Annotated in this window: 13 protein-coding genes; 4 read left to right on the top strand and 9 right to left on the bottom strand. The window is 41.1% G+C overall.

The genetic code is table 11. The features are described 5' to 3' along the window. Window positions 1-11: 11 nt before the first annotated feature. Both nosZ and ACWIB3_RS04465 read right to left on the bottom strand, forming a co-directional pair. Window positions 12-2,000, bottom strand: coding sequence for a Sec-dependent nitrous-oxide reductase (gene nosZ, locus ACWIB3_RS04470; protein WP_185213017.1), 1,989 nt, complete (start codon window positions 1,998-2,000; stop codon window positions 12-14). Between the two features lie 36 nt (window positions 2,001-2,036). Beyond that, window positions 2,037-2,525 (bottom strand): c-type cytochrome, encoded by a 489-nt coding sequence (locus ACWIB3_RS04465; protein WP_185213018.1) that lies wholly within the window; start codon window positions 2,523-2,525, stop codon window positions 2,037-2,039. 272 nt (window positions 2,526-2,797) lie between these two features. Here ACWIB3_RS04465 and ACWIB3_RS04460 point away from each other — a divergent pair, with 272 nt between their 5' ends. The 3 genes from ACWIB3_RS04460 (at window position 2,798) to ACWIB3_RS04450 (ending at window position 5,265) form a co-directional block, all read left to right on the top strand. Next, a complete protein-coding gene (locus ACWIB3_RS04460) occupies window positions 2,798-3,421 on the top strand; it encodes a Crp/Fnr family transcriptional regulator (protein ID WP_454291002.1) in 624 nt (207 codons plus the stop codon). Window positions 3,422-3,439: 18 nt separating this feature from the next. Then, the gene (locus ACWIB3_RS04455; RefSeq protein WP_454291001.1) at window positions 3,440-4,708 is read left to right on the top strand and encodes a hypothetical protein; all 1,269 of its coding nucleotides are present in this window, start codon (window positions 3,440-3,442) and stop codon (window positions 4,706-4,708) included. Between the two features lie 254 nt (window positions 4,709-4,962). Beyond that, window positions 4,963-5,265 carry a hypothetical protein gene (locus ACWIB3_RS04450; RefSeq protein ID WP_185213021.1) on the top strand — a complete coding sequence of 101 codons (303 nt, stop codon included), beginning with the start codon at window positions 4,963-4,965 and terminating at the stop codon, window positions 5,263-5,265. 2 nt (window positions 5,266-5,267) lie between these two features. On the opposite strand, the gene ACWIB3_RS04445 is transcribed toward ACWIB3_RS04450, so the two are convergent. From ACWIB3_RS04445 to ACWIB3_RS04420, 6 genes are all read right to left on the bottom strand, one after another. Next, a complete protein-coding gene (locus ACWIB3_RS04445) occupies window positions 5,268-6,293 on the bottom strand; it encodes a hypothetical protein (protein WP_454291000.1) in 1,026 nt (341 codons plus the stop codon). A 27-nt stretch (window positions 6,294-6,320) separates the two neighbouring features. Beyond that, window positions 6,321-8,471, bottom strand: a complete 2,151-nt coding sequence (locus tag ACWIB3_RS04440) for a c-type cytochrome domain-containing protein (RefSeq protein WP_454290999.1) — start codon at window positions 8,469-8,471, stop codon at window positions 6,321-6,323. Window positions 8,472-8,484: 13 nt separating this feature from the next. Continuing rightward, entirely contained in the window at window positions 8,485-9,963 is a 1,479-nt protein-coding gene (locus ACWIB3_RS04435; RefSeq protein WP_454290998.1) for a DUF1501 domain-containing protein, read from the bottom strand. Window positions 9,964-9,991: 28 nt separating this feature from the next. Beyond that, on the bottom strand, window positions 9,992-12,361 hold the full coding sequence (locus tag ACWIB3_RS04430; protein WP_454290997.1) for a PSD1 and planctomycete cytochrome C domain-containing protein: 2,370 nt from the start codon (window positions 12,359-12,361) through the stop codon (window positions 9,992-9,994). Window positions 12,362-12,688: 327 nt separating this feature from the next. Next, on the bottom strand, window positions 12,689-13,129 hold the full coding sequence (locus ACWIB3_RS04425; protein ID WP_454290996.1) for a c-type cytochrome: 441 nt from the start codon (window positions 13,127-13,129) through the stop codon (window positions 12,689-12,691). After that, window positions 13,126-15,306 (bottom strand): outer membrane protein assembly factor BamB family protein, encoded by a 2,181-nt coding sequence (locus ACWIB3_RS04420; RefSeq protein WP_454290995.1) that lies wholly within the window; start codon window positions 15,304-15,306, stop codon window positions 13,126-13,128. Before ACWIB3_RS04420 ends, ACWIB3_RS04425 begins: the two co-directional genes overlap by 4 nt. A 316-nt stretch (window positions 15,307-15,622) precedes the next feature. Here ACWIB3_RS04420 and ACWIB3_RS04415 point away from each other — a divergent pair, with 316 nt between their 5' ends. Next, window positions 15,623-16,336 carry an NUDIX hydrolase gene (locus ACWIB3_RS04415; RefSeq protein WP_454290994.1) on the top strand — a complete coding sequence of 238 codons (714 nt, stop codon included), beginning with the start codon at window positions 15,623-15,625 and terminating at the stop codon, window positions 16,334-16,336. Between the two features lie 12 nt (window positions 16,337-16,348). Here ACWIB3_RS04415 and ACWIB3_RS04410 read toward each other — a convergent pair whose 3' ends face one another. Next, the gene (locus tag ACWIB3_RS04410; protein WP_454290993.1) at window positions 16,349-18,301 is read right to left on the bottom strand and encodes a glycoside hydrolase family 97 catalytic domain-containing protein; all 1,953 of its coding nucleotides are present in this window, start codon (window positions 18,299-18,301) and stop codon (window positions 16,349-16,351) included. Between the last annotated feature and the right edge of the window lie 15 nt (window positions 18,302-18,316).

Genomic DNA, 18,316 nt, shown 5'->3' with positions numbered 1-18,316 from the left:
TCTATGTAGCTTTAGTTAGTACTCTCTTTAGGCATGTTTGTGCCAACGCTGTAGGTCAACGGAACATTATTTCCTTTCTTCGAAATACGGATATAACCTTGCATTTCCTGGTGCAATGCACTACAGAAGTCCGTACAATAGAATGGGAACACACCAACACGGTCTGGTACCCATTTTAAGGTCTGGGTTTCTCCTGGCATAACCAAAAGCTCGCCATTTTTGGCGCCTTTTACGGCAAATCCATGGGGCATATCCCAGTCTTGCTCAATATTAGTTACGTGGAAATAGACCTCATCGCCTAATTGAACACCCTCAATATTGTCAGGGGCAAAGTGGGAACGGATAGAAGTTAGGTAAACATGGATCTGGTTACCCTTACGTTCTACGCGAGCTTCACTCTCTCCTTTTGTAGCATGTGGGTTCGTATTTTCTTCGATTTTGAAGATCTTAACGCTCTTGTCTACGACTTTGTCTGCCTTGATTGCTTGCGCATAGTGCGGCTCACCGATTGTAGGGAAGTCCAAGATCAACTGCATCTTGTCTCCTGAAATATCAAAGATCTGCGCACTTTGTGACAATTCAGGTCCTGTAGGAAGGAAACGGTCTTTTGTAATCTTGTTATAAGCAACCACATATTTTCCATAAGGATTTTTGGTATCACCACCAGGGATCATCAAGTGACCTGTTGAATAATAAGTGGGAACACGGTCAATAACTTTCAATGTCTTCACATTCCATTTCACCAATTCTGAGGATACGAAGAATGAAGTGATCGCATTTCCTTTTTCATCAAACTCAGTGTGCAATGGACCTAAACCTGGTTTTTCAACCTCGCCATGTAATGCTGCTTCATATTTAATGATTGGAATACCACCGAATTCACCTTCGAATTGTTTTCCAGCAATCGCTTTTTGGATTTTATCGAATGAGAATACTGGAATTAAAGCGGCAAGTTTACCTGAACCTACAATATATTCACCCGTAGGGTCAACGTCTACACCGTGAGGTGATTTAGGACAAGGGATATAGTAACACAATCCTTCTAACTCTTCTGCCTTCAAGACGATAGTTTCCGTTTTGAATTCAGTAGAAGAAGTATGTGATTTTTCATCGTACTTGTTGTGGGCATATTTCAGACCAGTAACCTTTTTACCTTTACCAGCTTTTAAATATTCCTCTGCTTTTTTCCAGTTTACTGCTAAAACAAAGTCTTTGTCATTTTTAGACGCATTTACCTCTAACAAGGTGTTTGCTTGTTCAGTGTTATAGGTAGAGAAGAAGAACCATCCATGAGATACACCTTTACCAGCACGACTTAAATCGTAGTTGACTCCAGGAGTTTCAATCTGGAAGGATAATTCCATGTTTCCACTCGTTTTGTCTACACTGACAAAGCTCAATGAACCACGGAAGTTCTGCTTAAAGGTATTGATAGGCACGTCGCCACCTTCACCATCTAAAGGAACCGAAAAACGCGTTCCTGCTACCACATACTCTGTATTTTCAGTGATATAAGGTGATGAGTGGTTACCCCCACTGTTCGGAAGTTCAAGGATCTCTGCTGTACGGAAGGTAGTCAAGTCGATACGCGCAATACGTGGTGTATTGTTGGCATTGGCAAATACCCAACGTCCGTCATAGTTACCGTCGGTTTTTGATAATTGAACGTGGTGCAAATCATCCCAAGGCACATTACCATGGGAAGTTTCCAGCATAGGTTTCGTTTCTTCACTGAATCCCCATCCTTTTTCAGGATCCACGGAGAATACCGGGATGACCCTTAACAAACGTCCTGAAGGCAATCCGTATACAGACATCTGTCCACTGAAACCACCTGATACGAAGTTGTAAAACTCATCGTATTTTCCTGGAGCGACATAGGTCTTTTCTGCGGCATTACCACTGACAGCTTCACCCGCCCCTTTGGGCTTACAAGCTTGGAATGAAGTGAGCAGCGTGGCCACAGCAATCCCTGATAGAAAATATTTTTTAAATTCCATTATAGTATGATTTAGATATAATAACTTGCTTTCGAATTATTTCACACCATCATTTTGACGCATAAATTCCAAGATTTTGCGGGCATCATCGTCTGTTAAGTTTTGGTTAGGCATACGCACTAAACACAATTCCAATTGCGCTTGCAACTCAGGGTCTTTATCCAACATCGCATCTGGGTTGGTAATAAAGTTCATGATCCATTCTGGTTTTCTACGTTCTGAAACGCCTTTCCATCCTGGTCCAACCAATTTCTCATCGGTCATCTTGTGGCATGATGCACACTTTAAATCTACAATGGTCTTGCCTGCTTCAGCCATCGCTACATCCAGCTTGGCGCCTAGGTCAACTGTTGTAAATTTTCCTTCTCCGCGGTTAGGGTCATAGGAGCTTGCGTCAGTACCAGCATCGCTAGATGCGGCGGCTGTTTCCTCTGGGAAGGAACGTTCTGATTTTTGTTCACTATTGTTTGATGAACAGGCATATATGAACATGGCCATCAAAAAGAGTACGGTTAATTTTTTCATAGTTTCTTAGATTTTTTTGAATTCAATCAATGATTGTGTATTACGTTTATTACAAAGGTACCGGCAAGCTTGAGGCTAATTTTATGAGGTAAATCATAATTTATTGATTAACAGTATTGATTTATGGTAATCAACCCTGCATCCTATTGACTATTAGAGAATTAAGTCTAATTTTGATTCTAATCACTATTTTGAGTGACTACCATCAACTATGAAAACAGTCTTTCTGGATAGATTTGTCTTAAATAGAAAGACATAAAACAAACAAGGATATGATCCCATCCGAGTTACTTATTGAAAAAGGCGCAACCGTTAAAAAAGTGGAAAGCGCAGAAGTGATATTCCATGAGAATAGTCCTTCAAATTTCTATTATCAGGTGATCAGTGGACGAGTAAGAATTTGCAACTTCCTTGCCGACGGTAAAGAAGTATTGCATAAGGTCGTCTGCGCAGGCGAGGGATTTGGGGAGGTGGCCATACTTGATAACGGTTACCATGTGGCGACTGCCATCGCAGACAAACCATGTACCATGCTAAAGTTATCCTCTAGCGCATTTATGGAGATTCTAAGCGATTACCATAGCATCATGCTCTTGGTAACCCAACGAATTGCAAGAGAACTTCGGTTCAAGCTCTTCATGACGAAAATGATCTGCAGCTATTCGCCGGAGGAAATCCTGATCCATCTGCTCAATAAATTAAACGATGAAAACAAACTCATCTGTGGGGAATGTCATCGATTGATGTTGACCAGGCAACAATTGGCTAATATGACCGGGTTAAGGGTGGAAACCATAATCCGAGCCATGAAAAACCTTGAAAAAGAGGAAAAACTTTCCATTATCAAAGGAAAGGTATTTATCCCGACTTATTGCACTGGAAAGGTCCAAGGTTAATTAGCTTAGAAAAAAGGAATGTCAGCAACACTCAAATTTAATTCTGCAAAAGATTGGACTCTACTAACCATGTTCAGTTTTCTGATCGTGGGAATCTATGGTCTATTGATGCGCCTTAAATTTCTCTTTCCCCTACCCTTCCTGGATCAAAAAAACCTGATGCATGCGCATTCGCACTTTGCATTTTCGGGATGGGTTTCTCAAGCGATCATGATTTTCTTGATCTTGATCGTTACTGGAAATAACATGGAAAAGAGCTTTCCCAAAATTTATAGGAATATCCTATTAGCCAATTTTCTGGCATCCTTGGGCATGCTGATCTCATTTACCATTACGGGTTATGCCTTTCTCTCTATTACATTCTCCTTCTTGGTCGTGTTGGTCTCCTATTGGTTTGCGATCGTTCTCTGGAAAGACCTCAATAAATCCTCTGTTCCAAAAGCGATATTGATCTTGATCAAAGCCGCAGTAATATATAATGTTCTCTCATCGATTGGCACATTTGGCTTGGTTTACCTGAAGGTAACCCATCAACTGGATCCATTGAAACAATTGGCCTCTGTCTACTTCTATCTGCATTTCCAATACAATGGCTGGTTTTTCTTTGGCTGTTTTGGTTTGTTGAACCATTGGATTTTCAAAAAATTTGGCCAGAGTATCATTAGCCCGAGGTTCTCATGGCTGTACATCTCAACAGTTGTTCCTGCTTATTTTCTGTCTGTACTCTGGTGGAAAGGATTCCCTAATTGGCTTTATGGATTATTGCTGCTAACCGTTTTGGTACAAATCTTCCTATGGGCAAAATTCCTTATCAAATTCTTTGCTGCCAAAAAGAAAACGGATGCATTACAGTTAAGTAAAGTTGTCTTTATCTTATGGTCCTGTGTGGCCTTAGCGGTCTGCATCAAATTGATCCTGCAAGCGATCTCCATTATTCCGGCCTTAAGCCAATTGGTCTATGGCTTTAGACCGATCGTTATTGCCTACCTACATTTGGTATTATTAGTAATTATTTCCTTATTTTTATTGGGCAACGCCTTCAACAGTCAGGCACTAAAAATGAATAAGGGTATTGGAATCGGGGTCTATGGCTTATTGCTCGGGATATTCCTCAATGAATTTGTGCTAATGATCCAAGGAATCGGAGGTCTTATGCGTCATAGCTTCCAAAGAACCCACGAAACCCTAGGGATTGCAGCAATCATAATAGTTATCAGCATCTGCCTGATTATACATAAGCAGATTTTCGGTTCTCCAAAAGGAGAATCACTGGAGAAATCAGAATAAGAGCAAAAGCACTTATTTCAGGATAATATTTTAGCTATTCCAATCAAGTGGTTTCCCCGTATCTAAGTTTACTCTCATTCGAGACACATTCCGAATTTTCCGAATATGCCTCGAATAAGACTAAAGCTATACTCGAAACAAATGGTCGAATTTGAAAGAATTTGGAGCTAAAATAGTCAGCTACAAAAGGTCATTTTACTTAATGGAAATGGATAAAATAAAATTAAATTTACCAGTAGAAATGAGAAAAAGATATGGAAAACAAGAATTATCCTGTGCTTTTGGTTGCCGATAAGCTTCAATTGGAAAATGTCTCAAAATATAAGACCGAGAAAGAACAATTCGAACAATTAGCCAATCATATAGATGAACTGGTTTCCACAAATTTCAATAAACTGATCAGTATCCTTTATCGAATCGATGTCTCCGAAGAAAAAGCTAGACGGGCATTGGCCGAAGAAGCAGGCATTAGGTCCCCCGGACATACTCTAGCCCGACTATTGATCGAGCGAGAATCCGAAAAAATCAAGTATAGGGAAATGTACAAGAAAAGATAAGGTTACACCCTATTTAACTTATATGGAAAAACCTTTCCAGATGCCCATTGCGCCACATATAAATTATCATCATCATCCACACAGACATCGTGGGGATGAACAAATATCTTGTCTTGTTGCTGCATAGTCTTTAAGGTTCCATCTTGGTAAACAGGTTCTGTACCCCCTATATTGCTGACCACCTTTTTGTTTTTGTCCAGGATGGTAACAAAGCCCGAACCTGCAACATCCATATTTGGAGACCTTAAAACTGCCGCATAAACATGGTTCCCTTTGATCACAGGTCTACACACACATTCTCCAGGCAGCTGGATAATCTCCAACAATTTCCCTGCAGTATCAAATCTTTTAAAGCAGTTCCTCGTTCGGTCTGTAATCAAAAGGCTTTTTTTACCTTTTCTTTTGTCAAAGGCAATTCCATGCGCATTATCAAGAAATTGATCTCCTTCTCCTCGACCGCCAAAATGATTGATCAATTTACCTTTACTGTCATAGTGTAGGATATGTTGAGCGCCATAGCCATCGGCAATATAGATGTCGCCATTATCATCGATTGCAGTTTCCGTAGGTACAAATTCCTCTTTTTTATGGTAAAGCCCAATTCCTAGAGGAGCATCAATGGTCAGGAGGACCTTTCCTGAAAGGCTGGTTTTATAGACCTGATGTTTATCGGTATCGGTAATATATAGGTAATCAGTTCCATTTTCATTATGCAAGGTCAGGCCATGACCTCCGGGGAAGTCATTTCCCCAACTTTCCAATACTTTACCGTCCTTATTGAAGACAATGACGTTATTCTTTGTTTCATTGGTCAGCAAGATGATCCTACCCTTTTTATCCTGTACCATTTCATGGCAATCATTAACCGTTAATTTCGGGTTATGTTTAGTTGCCCAAGCCGTATCCAGACTATACTTCATGCTATTATGACCATAAACGATGTTTTTCGGTTTGGAAAACAAGTCTTTCATGATCAACAAACTCCCTGTTAGGACAGTAGATTTTTGGATAAATGCTTTTCTATTCATGATGTAGATTTATAGGTTAAATACCAGTTATTTTAATATGATTTCATCCACAAATAACCAAGGTGGGTTACCATCTCCGGGAAAACCTTGTGGAATTTTAGGATAGTGCTTTGTTTTCAGTCGAATAAAACTGATTTTCTGATTTGGGATAGCACAGGCAATCATTCGTTTATAGCGCACCTTATCCACCTTATCCAGATCAAGTTTGACCTTGTTCAGGAGTTTCAGGTTCAGGGAATCCGTTCCACCCCAAATTTCAACGTATTTTGGCGGGTAGATATGTTCATTATAGGATTGTTTAATGCTGAGAGCAAGGGTATCCAAGGCAATAGCTTGATCAAAGGACATTGTGGTCGATAGATCATTTCCTTGAAAACCCAGCCATTTACCATCCGCGTTATTATTTCCACCGCTTTCCAGATCAAAGAAGCTTTGCTCCTTTCTAGCCTTATATTGTTGATTGGGTTTAGTTTCCAAAACGATTGTGTTTGGACTAAAGGATGTGGCATAGAAACTTTGATTGATTTCATTGCTTGGTAACCAACCATCTTTTACGGCTTTAACCCGCAACATCGCGTCTTTCTTCAATAGGACTGGCTCTTTGTAAATTTTGGCTGTTGAAGAATCAGGATGAGTTCCGTCCAGCGTATATCGCAATTGCACGCCTACAATGGGGTGGCTTAAAGAAAGGCTGATTTCTTTTTGGAAAAAGCTTCGGTTAGGATTTATCCTTGGTGGCGTAAGGGCCAACTTTTGCGAATCATCGGTTTTAAATCCAGCATCTATTTTGATTGTTGGAAAATCTTTCCGGATAGCCTCCAGTTCTGCAGGTTTCAATGCAGTATTCCAAACGAATATCTTTCTCATATTTGGCAGTTTGACCAGAGATTTTATTCCATCAATAGACACTCCAGTACCGATTAGACTAACACTTTTCAGATTTTCATGGTCCTTCAACAAAGCTAGATCCTCATTTGTGATCTTGCTATTATTGAGGTTTAGCGTCCGGAGGTTTTTAAATTTATTGAGCGTTTGGATGTCCGCCTTTTTTATCGGCATGGAACTCAGGTTTACGGAGACTACCTGGTCCGCTATAGGCGAAAGTTCAGAAAGGGATTTATCGGTAAAGAAATCCTTTCCATAAAAGTTTACATCCAATGCCGGAGAGCCGGCATCCAAAGGATTGATGATCCTGTAGGGTGTGTTCAATTTCTTCACTTCAGCCTCATCGGCAGCGGCGAATTCATAGGTCTCTGTTCCCGCAAAGCCATAGACAGATTTGACCGCCTGAAAGAGGGTATCCTGAACGGCGAAGGCAGAAAGCGGAAGATCAAATTTACCACCGCTCTGTATCCAAGCTCGTAAAAGAGATACCTCATCGATACTCAATTGAGGTTTCCCTTTAGGAGGCATTTTATGTTTATGTTCAATATCCAGGAGGATACGTTCGATCATTAAACTGGTCAAGGCATTACCTGCGGTAAAGACCTTTCCATTGTCCCCTCCTTTTAAGATTGATGTACTATCAGATAGGACAAGTCCACCCTTAGGTTTACTTGAATTATGGCAGCCTACGCATTTTGCCTGAAGGATAGGCATAACCGCATCCTCAAAAACAATAGCGGTTTCAGCATCCAATTCCTTTGATTTCTTTTCCATGATGGGCGACATGATAAAATCCTCACCATGGGTAAGGGATGCACCAAAATGCCCAACAAGAAGCAACAGAATGATGGAAACATTCATACCGAGGGCAAAGACTTTCTGGTATTTGCCACTGGAGTTGAATCGGATAAAAGCCAGTAAGGCAAGTGTCAATAGGGATAGGCCAACTCCGGTATATTTATGTATTTCATAGGTCGTTCCTTCAAATCCTCCTTCCTTAGAAAGTAACAGCCCCATGATGACCGTGATCGCAGTCAGTAAGGCACTGATGAACAACAGGGAGTTGAGGATAGATTGAAGCGTTGGTACTTCTTTTTCTAGGCGAGACCTAAAAAGATAGAGGATCCAGCAGATGACCAAGAGCACAATAGGAAAATGCAGCAACAAGGGGTGCATTCGGCCTACAACCTGTAAATAAGTGGGAATCTGAATGCTGTTTTCAAACAGTAAGAAAAAAATGATAAAGCTGTTGAGGCCTATCAATATATTGAAGTGCAAATTTTTGATTGTCATTTAGCTTCCCAGTTTATGCTAAAATATCTTTGACTACATTACCTGCGACATCGGTCAATCGGTATCTCCTTCCCAAATGCTTATAGGTTAGTTTTTCATGATCTAAACCCAGTGTATGCAGAATGGTAGCATGGAAATCATGTACATGAACAGGGTTTTTGACTATATTATAGCCCAGTTCATCCGTCTCGCCATAGACCATGCCCGGTTTGATACCGCCACCTGCCATCCAAACGCTGAAGCAGCGCGGGTGATGGTCACGGCCATAATTATCCACGGTCAGTCCACCTTGGCAATAGTTTGTTCTACCAAATTCTCCGCCCCATATCACTAGGGTTTCATCCAACAGACCTCTTTGTTTAAGATCGGAAACCAATGCTGCAGAAGCCTGATCCACATCTTTTGCTTGCATGGCCATTTCATTTGGGAGACCACCATGTTGATCCCAACCTTGATGGTAGAGTTGCACGAAACGCACTCCATTTTCTGAAAGTTTTCTGGCCAGCAGACAATTTGCCGCATAGGTACCAGGGACCAAGCACTCAGGACCATACATTTTTATGATATGGTCAGGTTCTTTGGACAGGTCAGTTACTTCCGGTACGGAGGTCTGCATTCTATATGCCATTTCATATTGTTGGACTTTTGCCGTAATCTCGGGGTCCTTGAACGTTTCAAATTGCATGCTGTTCAATTCGGCGAGCTTATCCAAAAGTTTCCTACGGCTCATCTTATCGGTTCCTTCAGGGTTATTAAGATAGAGAACCGGATCTGGACCTCCCATAAATTGCACCCCTTGATGGACAGAATCCAGGAATCCGTTGGTCCAAAGTTTAGAATAGACTCCTTGACCATTTCCTTTTCCCTTAGAAACTAGGACGCAGAAGCCCGGTAAATTTTGGTTTACACTTCCTAGTCCATAACTCAACCAAGCACCCATACTCGCACGGCTACCCTGTTGAGATCCCGTTTGGAAGAACGTGATGGCGGGATCATGGTTAATGGCATCTGTATGCATAGATTTGATGATACATAGATCATCCACGATCTTGGCCATGTGCGGAAATAAACTGCTTACCCAAGCTCGACTTTGTCCATATTGAGCAAAATCAAAATAAGAACCCACCAGTGGAAAAGTAGCTTGACCTGCTGTCATACCGGTCAATCTTTGTCCGCCACGGATTGATTCTGGCAAGTCTTGACCGATCATCTCCCTAAGCTTTGGTTTATGGTCGAAGGATTCCAATTGGGATACGCCACCAGATTGGAAAAGGTAAATGACCCGTTTTGCTTTAGGAGCAAAATGAGGCAAGGCTCTTTCAAAGGCTTCTTGGCTACCAGGTTTGCCCGAAAACAAGTCTGGAATCAATAAAGACCCTAAGGCTATACTTCCAATCCCTATGCTTAAACTAGATAAAAATTGCCTGCGGTTTTGGAACAGCTGAGCTTCTTTTACTTCTTTATCTAAGTTATTATCTATCTTTTTTCTCATGATTATCCATATTGTATTTCCCTAGACCCTATCCTTTATTCAGTGTTTCTTCCAGATTATAAATCGCATGCACCACCGACATCAATGCGGCTAATTTCTCTTTTGGAAGAGAGCTGTCCTGCGGTGCCTCACCCACATTTAAGAAGGAGGCAGCATCTTTTTTGTTTTGAGTAAACCGAGTAAGTTCATCTTGATAATAGGAACCTAACAACTCCAATTCTTTATCCGTGGGTTCTCGACAGAGTACCCGTTTAAAAACTTTATTGATATAGTCATTCTGTTTAAGATTTGGCTGATCGGCCATCAGGTTTGTCGAGTAGATCCTAGACGCCTCCAGTATAGCCGGATCGTTCATCATGACCAAGGCTTGCAATGGTGTATTGGTCCTTTGTCTTTGCACTTCACAGGCATCTCGGTTACTGGCATCAAAAATCAACATATTGGGAGGCGGCAGCGTCAATTTAAAGAAGACATACATTCCTCGACGGTATAAGTCCTGACCGTGATCCTGTACATATTGCGCCAAAGCTCCCCGCCCCGAACTACTGACTTCCCAAATTCCTTCGGGTTGATAAGGTTTGATACTGGGCCCACCTATTTTCCGGTTCAATAATCCGCTGGTCGCCAAGACTTGATCCCGAATCATCTGCGCCGGCAATCGCAACCTTTTCGCCCGAGCCAGGAAGATATTATCAGGATCTTTTTCTAAGTGTTTTTGTTCTATGACAGAAGACTGCTTATAGGTGGCCGTACTGACCAGTTGCTTGATAAGCCGTTTGATGTTCCATCCATTTTGCTGGAAGTCAACTGCCAACCAGTCCAGAAGTTCAGGGTGGCTAGGAAGGTCACCTTGATTGCCAAAATCAGCAACGGAAGCGACCAGGCCACGTCCGAAAATGAGTGCCCACATTTGGTTTACAAACACCCTAGAGGTCAATGGATTTTTATCGCTGAAGGTCCATTGGGCCAATCCCAATCTATTGGATGCGTACTTGGTGCTATCAAAAGGCAAAACAGCTTCAGGCGTCTGCGGATAGACACGTACAGTCGGGGCATCATAAACCCCTCTATCCAGAATAAAGGTAGGTCGGATGCTATCCCTTTCGCCCATGACCGATACCGTGACCTCTCCATCATCAGCATTTTGATTGATGAAACTCAGGATTCCCTTGATATCTTCTTGGGTTACGGTCAGCCTTGGGGTTTTTGATGGTCCTGAATTCACTAATCCTTCTAAACCTTTTTCCAAAGAATTATTGAAGAAGGCGTACATTCCATAATAGTTCTTTTGGGTAAAAGGATCATATTTATGGTCATGACACTGGGCACATTCCATGGTAATTCCTAAAATACCCTTTGCATAAGTATTGGTTTTGTCCAATCCATAGGCAACTCGGTATTCCTCCTCCACCACTCCACCTTCTTCGGTGATTTTATGGTTTCTATTGAATGCAGTAGCTAAAATCTGCTCTTTATTTGGATTGGGGAGTAAATCTCCAGCCAATTGCCAAGTGACAAACTGATTGTAGGGCATGTTTTCATTAAAAGCATGGATAACCCAATCCCGCCAAGGCCATTGTGTCCTGATATCATCATCTTGGTAGCCATAGGAGTCAGCGTAACGAGCGACATCCATCCAGTGCAAGGCCATCTGTTCACCAAATGCGGGACTTGCCATGAGTTCGTCCACTAATTTTTCATAGGCTTGGGGTGAATCGTCATTTAAGAAACGTTCCATGACTTTCTCATCAGGCGGCAATCCTGTTAAATCCAGGCTTACCCTGCGCAGGAGCCTATTTTTATCGGCTTCAGGATTAGGTTTGAACCCAGCTTTGGACATTTTGTCAAGAACAAAATTATCGATCTCATTATTCCCCCATTTAATTTTTTCCTGTTGGGGCACTTCAGGTTTTTTAGGTGCCGTAAAAGCCCAATGCGGTTTATAAACTGCTCCTTGTTCAATCCAACGTTCGATAAGGTCAATTTCAAAATTGCTCAAGGGCAGATTTGATGCAGTAGGAGGCATCTTTATAGAATCGTCATCCGATGTGATACGCAGAAAAGCTTCACTGATATGGGGCTTACCGGGAACCACAGCATGCTTATCAGGACTTTCAGCCAAAGCTTTGTAGGCCCCTTCTTCGGTATCCAATCTTAAGCCAGCTTCTCGGGTATTATTGTCCGGACCGTGGCAAGCAAAGCATTTATCAGAAAGTATCGGTTTTATATCATAGTTGTAGTCAACATATTTTGGCAGAACAAAGTTTCCGGCATCTGAACTTCCTGATTCAGTACCTGGACGGCACATGGGCAAGAGAAAGATCAGCAATCCAAACACTGAAAAAACAGCGGCAATGCTAAGTGATTTCTTTGAAACAGGATTTTTTCTACACATCATAATTTATGTTAAGTCAAATTATTACCAAAAACCATTAGCCCATTCTCTATTCCACTTCATTATGGAAAAAGATGTTCTATTGTCCGAATCAAACACAATCAAATGATTGCATATGATGATAGCTTTTGTTTTGGAGCCAAAGCTCCCGTTGAGGGTGTAGTATAAGGTTTAAGTCTCTTCTGAGCGACATGAATGATTTCCACATACTCAGAATCAACTGGTTATTGGATTTAAGTTAGTATTAATTTTTAATAAAAGGAAAGTTAAAATGGATTGAAGGAAAAATTCCGGTAATTATTACGTTACAAGCAGAAAGCTTGGAGATGGCTATTTGCTGCTTGATGGAGCGGAAAGTATATAAGTAACCATTGCTTCAGCATCTGGAACGGATACTTTAGGATGGGCTTTCATTGCTACATGTCCCCAAGCACCTGAGCCTCCATGTATAATCCGTTGGGCCAAGATCTTAATAAAAACCTGTTGCCGAGGATAACGAAGGTTAATGTCCTGAAAAGATGGCCCCAACACTTTTTTATTTTCCTTATGGCAGGTATAACAATCTGAATAGGACAGCAACACCTCCCCTTTTAGTACAGTGGTAGAATCTACCCTCTCATCTTCCCCAGCAATGGCACGAATGTATTGCGCACGCATATTGGTCGAATCAACAAGCTTTTCCCGCTTATTCTTTTCGATCCTTTCCTGACAAGAACAGCAAAGGATCGAAAAGACCAGAACATTGATGATATTTTTTATTGAACCGTTCATTTTTTATCAGGTAAAGCAAAGGCTACGTAAGCATCTCCTTTTTTTCCTCCCCATTTTGAACCCCCGCAGGCTATCACAACAAATTGCTTTCCATTGACCACATAGGTTGCAGGGGTAGCAACGCCGGGTGCAGGCAGCTCTGTTTCAAATAGAATTTTGCCGTTTGCTTTATTGATGGCCCTGAACTTCCCATCGGAACTTGCTGCAATAAACAACAGTCCTCCTGAGGTAATTACAGAGCCGCCATAGTTTTCTCTACCAGTTGTTGGAATTCCTTTTTTCTTCAATTCTTCAAACTCTCCGAACGGGATTTTCCAGACATACTCGCCTGTATTCAGATCGATGGCATTAAGGGTTCCCCAAGGTGGATTGACAGCTGGGTATCCTTCTTTGGTCAGAAACTTATTGTAACCAGTAAAGGAATAATCTGGACTATCATTTTCCTCGTTGGAAGAAGTGGCGAGCGTTTCAGGTTTGCCTGCATATAATTCCTCTTTTTTGCCATCCAATTCTAGGACTAGGGATGCGATTGCATTTTTTTCTGCCAAGCTCATATGATTAAAAGGAGGCATCATTCGTCTGCCTGTTGACAGTAGCTCATTAAACTTGATGAGGTTGTATTTTTTATTGACAGCAATCAGAGATGGGTAATCTCCTCCACCTAATCTTTCCGGTCCATGACAGGACATGCAATGTTTTTTGTAGAGGATAGCACCCGCTTCAAGGTTAGTTTTTTGGGCATTTGAGGTCTTTTCCAATTTGACCAGATTCAGCACCCAGGTCATTTCATTTGAATTGACATAGAGAATACCAGTTTCAGGATCGAAAGAAGGTCCGCCCCACTCGCCACCACCATCGTAACCAGGAAAGATCACCGTACCATTGATGGATGGCGGTGTGTAGATACCATGAGAATTATATTGTGCATATCTTTTCTTAATATCCTCGTAAGAGTCTGCTGAAACCAAGGAGTTGAGATCTTTTTCTGTCATCCCTTGTCTAGCAAACGGGGCTGGTTTTACAGGGAAAGGTTGAGTTGGGGAAAGCACCTCACCTTCAACAGCACCAAAAGTTGGTACAGGGCGCTCTTCTATGGGATAAATTGGGGTCCCCGTTTCACGGTCGAGAATAAAAACCAAACCTGTTTTGGTGGTTTGGACAAGAGCATCAATTTTTTGACCACCTTTATTTAGCGTGACCAAAATCGGGGCACTTGAAGGGTCCATGTCCCATACATCATGGTGCACGGTCTGGAAATGCCATTTTCTTTTTCCGGTTTCGGCATCCAATGCCAAAATACAGTTTCCAAACAAACCATCTCCCAAACGTTTGCCCCCATAGAAATCATTGGTTGGGTTTCCTATTCCCGCGAAAACCAAGCCTCGCTTTTCATCCAAACTAAAGCCAGACCAAGCATTTGCTGATCCTTTAGTTTTATAGGCCGTACTGTCTTCCCAAGTATCAAATCCAAATTCTCCGGGATGGGGAATGGTATGGAAAATCCATTTCTGTTCTCCTGTTTTGACATCAAAAGCACGTATATGGCCAGGTGTTTCCTCATCAACTTGTCCACTGACGATAAAGAGGTCTTTATAGACGATAACCGGGGAGGTGGGAGTCATATTGGATTTCTTTTCATAGCGCCCTAATCCTTTCCTCAGGTCGATTCCACCTTGATCGCCAAAGGATTTTATTAATGATCCTGAAAGTGCATCTACAGCATAGACAAATGGCCCTACGGTATAGATAATTCTTTTGTCTGTTGCACTTGACCAATAGGTTACCCCTCGATTCATATTCTCGCTATTACGGACCCATTTTCCTGTTATCAATGAGTCCCGTGGGTCAAAAACCCAGATTTGCTTACCTGTTCCAGCCTCAAGGGCAAATAGTTTCATCTTTGGAGAGACACCATATAGCACATTATCGACGATAATCGGATTCGTTTCGATAGGATTGAATTTTAGACTATCAGCACCTTCAGAATGATAAATCCATGAGACTTCTAAATCTTTCACATTTTGGGTATCGATTTGCTGGAGATCAGCATATTTAATGTTTTCCTTTGACCCTCCTGCAACCGTCCAACTTTTGTATTGTTTTCCTAAATCCTTGTATTCCCCGCTACAGCATACGAAGAGGAGGAGCAGTAGGATTCCAAATAAATAGGAAAACATATTTATAAAATGATTATTATTAGGTCTGCAATTCATGGGTACGGAGTAAGATTTAGGTTACCCTAAATTAATAAATAATTTAAAGGAAAATAGAAAAGAAAGCTGCTGACCTTAATTTAACCAATTATAACAGGATTTTAATACCTGAGCAGTAGAAAGGGCGTATTTTGAGCAAACAGGAAAGTTTTAAACATAAGCAAGAAAATACCACATCAATTGAATTTTAATAATTTTAATTAAATTTTGTATTTTGGCTATACAGCAATTTGGTTCACAAGACGAAAATGCCAAATTTAGATTAGTGGAAAAAAAGTATATGGAATTTTATAAGGATGAACCAAGCACGCTCCTGGCAGTAGATTGTATCATTTTTGGGTTTGATGGTGAATCTTTACAAATCCTATTGATCAAGAGAGGCTTTGAACCTGAAATCAACAATTGGAGTTTAATGGGTGGATTTGTACAGCCTGATGAGAGTCCTGATGAGGCTGCATCAAGGATTTTGTACAAGTTGACGGGATTGGAAGATGTATATATGGAACAATCTGCCGTTTTTGGAAAACCCAATCGAGAAAAACATGGCCGTGTGGTGAGTATTACCTACTTTGCATTAATAGATAGCAAGGAATACCAACATATCCTTTCTGAAGAATTCAAAGCGAAATGGTTCCCAATCAACGATTATCCAACCCTGATCTTTGACCATGTGGAAATGATCAATACTGCAAAACGGTTGTTGCGGAGCAAGGCAGCCCTATACCCTATCCTGTTTGAACTTTTACCTGAAAAATTCACCTTACCACAGATATCCAGCCTTTATGAGGCTGTTTATGATATCGTGATCGATAAAAGGAATTTCAACAGAAAGTTACTTTCATCAAACCTGTTGATTAAATTAAATGAAAAGGACAAGGAGAATTCTAAAAAAGGGGCTTTTTATTATGTGTTGAATAAGGATATCTATAAGGATCAGATCATGTCCTTCTTGCGGTACCTGCCAAGCTGGTCGGCGCAAGATATGGGGATATAGTGCTGATATCGTTTAATCTAATATCATCACAAACCCTCCATTAGGCCTGACCGTTATGGATTTTTGATCTTTTACATCAAAATTTTGTGTGCTAAATTCGGCAATGTTATTGCCATCCGTTATAAGTTTTGCTTTCCCCTTTGTTGCCAATCCCGAAAGGTTTATAGTCATTTTTTTCTCCATGTTTTCACCGTTTATTCCGGCCATATACCACTTATTTCCAGACTTCCTAGCAATCACGACTTCTTTGCCAGGATAACCCTGGATAAATTTGACATCGTCCCAATTTGAAGGCAGATCACGTAGGAACTGCTTAATATATTCTGGTACATGAGCCATACCTTCGGGAGATTCCGCATAATGCTGGATTCCGGACAAAAATAAAATAGAGGTTGCCAGTTCGAAAGCTGAGGTAGTTTTTCTCTTGACATTAGCATTCACTTTAAAGAGGTTCATAGGGGTATAATCCATTGGATCAAATACATTTCTGGTAAACGGCAATGTGGCACAAATCTCGGCTTGTCTATCGGCATCTTCCTGGGTAAATGTTACGGTCTCAAATCCCCGCACAGCCTCAACTGTCATCAGATGGGGATACATTTTTGACCATCCTCGTGGCAAAGTAGCACCATGGAAATTCACTAGAAGTTTATAGTCTGCGGCATCACGAAGGATTTCATGGTAGTATGCAATCACGGACTTACCATCGCCCCCAAAAAAATCAATTTTCACACCTTTGACCCCCATTTCCTGAAGTTTGGCAAACTCCTTTCTACGCGATTCCGAGGTTAACAGCTTGTTTTTAGGGGTATAGCCGACGGTATTCCAATCTCCTGCAGAATTATACCATAGGATCAAACTCACTTTCTTCTCTTTCGCATAATCGGCTAACTCTTGGATCTTTTCATAACCTATATTCCTATCCCAGTTTACATCGATCAAACAATATTGCCAATTCATGTCGGCAGCAAAATCTATATATTTCTTCTGCTCATCAAATATGATGTACTCGTCTTTGCTATTGATCCAACTCCAAGAAGCCTTTCCAGGCTTTATAAAGCTCTGGTCTATCTGTATGACTGGATCAAGGATATCCAGGCCCAAGGTTGATTCTACTAGGGTACCTAAAGTTCCTATAGCGATTACACGCCAAGGACTCTGGAAATCACCCTCCACTACAGTTTCCAATTCTTTATTCATGATAGTTTCCTTAATCCCTGCATAGGCTATCTTGTATTCTGCATTTTCAGATTCGGCATCCAACCTGCTGGCAGCATGATTTGCCTCCAAGCCAGATTCGGAGATTAGGGCATAGGTTTCTCCAACTTTAAATAATGCTGGATAAACCCAACCTGTACGGGTTGACTCAACTGTACCGACTTTAATTTCCTGATAATAATGTTCCTCATAAGAGGGATTTGTCTGTTCCCATCCAGACTTTGCAATGGCCATGGGCTGTAACCATGCAATGGTAGTCTTTGGAAACTTAAAGGAACTTGTTTCTGATTTCAGCAACCTTTTTTCATGATCTATCTGGGGGATTTCGTAACGAAATACCACACCATCATTGGAAACTTGAAAACGGATATTGAACTTATGTTTTTGTTTATTAATATAACTGAACAATTGCTCATTTGCTTGATACTTATTAATTCTTCTTTTGGCATTTAAGCTCTCATAAGATTTATTAACTGTATTTACTTTGGATCTATTGACCAGGGATAAACCAGAAGAAAATGATTCATCGCCTACCATCAATCCCAATTTCGAACTTTCCAGAACCACCACATCTTCAAATTTAACTGCATAGGAAGGTTCTCCCATTTCATTCAATTGTACATCGACCTTGATCTTTCCATTTGGGCTTTCGAGCTGTGCACGTGCTTGGCCAATACTTAATGCAACGATGAGCAGAAAGAATCCCTGCATGCAGAATTTGGAATTTGAGAATAAGGTCAAGATCATGATTCTATTAATTTA

Source organism: Sphingobacterium sp. NPDC055431 (assembly GCF_053644255.1).
The sequence above is the reverse complement of the archived record's forward strand: the minus strand, read 5'-3'. Positions and strand labels throughout refer to the sequence as shown.

Excerpts from the sequence above, each read along its gene's own strand:
- ACWIB3_RS04420 (WP_454290995.1), bottom strand. The coding sequence starts at position 15,306 with ATGTTTTCCTATTTATTTGGAATCCTACTGCTCCTCCTCTTCGTATGC.
- ACWIB3_RS04430 (WP_454290997.1), bottom strand. The coding sequence starts at position 12,361 with ATGATGTGTAGAAAAAATCCTGTTTCAAAGAAATCACTTAGCATTGCC.
- ACWIB3_RS04465 (WP_185213018.1), bottom strand. The coding sequence starts at position 2,525 with ATGAAAAAATTAACCGTACTCTTTTTGATGGCCATGTTCATATATGCC.
- ACWIB3_RS04445 (WP_454291000.1), bottom strand. The coding sequence starts at position 6,293 with ATGAATAGAAAAGCATTTATCCAAAAATCTACTGTCCTAACAGGGAGT.
- ACWIB3_RS04455 (WP_454291001.1), top strand. The coding sequence starts at position 3,440 with ATGTCAGCAACACTCAAATTTAATTCTGCAAAAGATTGGACTCTACTA.
- ACWIB3_RS04450 (WP_185213021.1), top strand. The coding sequence starts at position 4,963 with ATGGAAAACAAGAATTATCCTGTGCTTTTGGTTGCCGATAAGCTTCAA.
- ACWIB3_RS04425 (WP_454290996.1), bottom strand. The coding sequence starts at position 13,129 with ATGAACGGTTCAATAAAAAATATCATCAATGTTCTGGTCTTTTCGATC.
- ACWIB3_RS04435 (WP_454290998.1), bottom strand. The coding sequence starts at position 9,963 with ATGAGAAAAAAGATAGATAATAACTTAGATAAAGAAGTAAAAGAAGCT.
- ACWIB3_RS04440 (WP_454290999.1), bottom strand. The coding sequence starts at position 8,471 with ATGACAATCAAAAATTTGCACTTCAATATATTGATAGGCCTCAACAGC.
- ACWIB3_RS04460 (WP_454291002.1), top strand. The coding sequence starts at position 2,798 with ATGATCCCATCCGAGTTACTTATTGAAAAAGGCGCAACCGTTAAAAAA.
- ACWIB3_RS04410 (WP_454290993.1), bottom strand. The coding sequence starts at position 18,301 with ATGATCTTGACCTTATTCTCAAATTCCAAATTCTGCATGCAGGGATTC.
- nosZ (WP_185213017.1), bottom strand. The coding sequence starts at position 2,000 with ATGGAATTTAAAAAATATTTTCTATCAGGGATTGCTGTGGCCACGCTG.
- ACWIB3_RS04415 (WP_454290994.1), top strand. The coding sequence starts at position 15,623 with ATGGAATTTTATAAGGATGAACCAAGCACGCTCCTGGCAGTAGATTGT.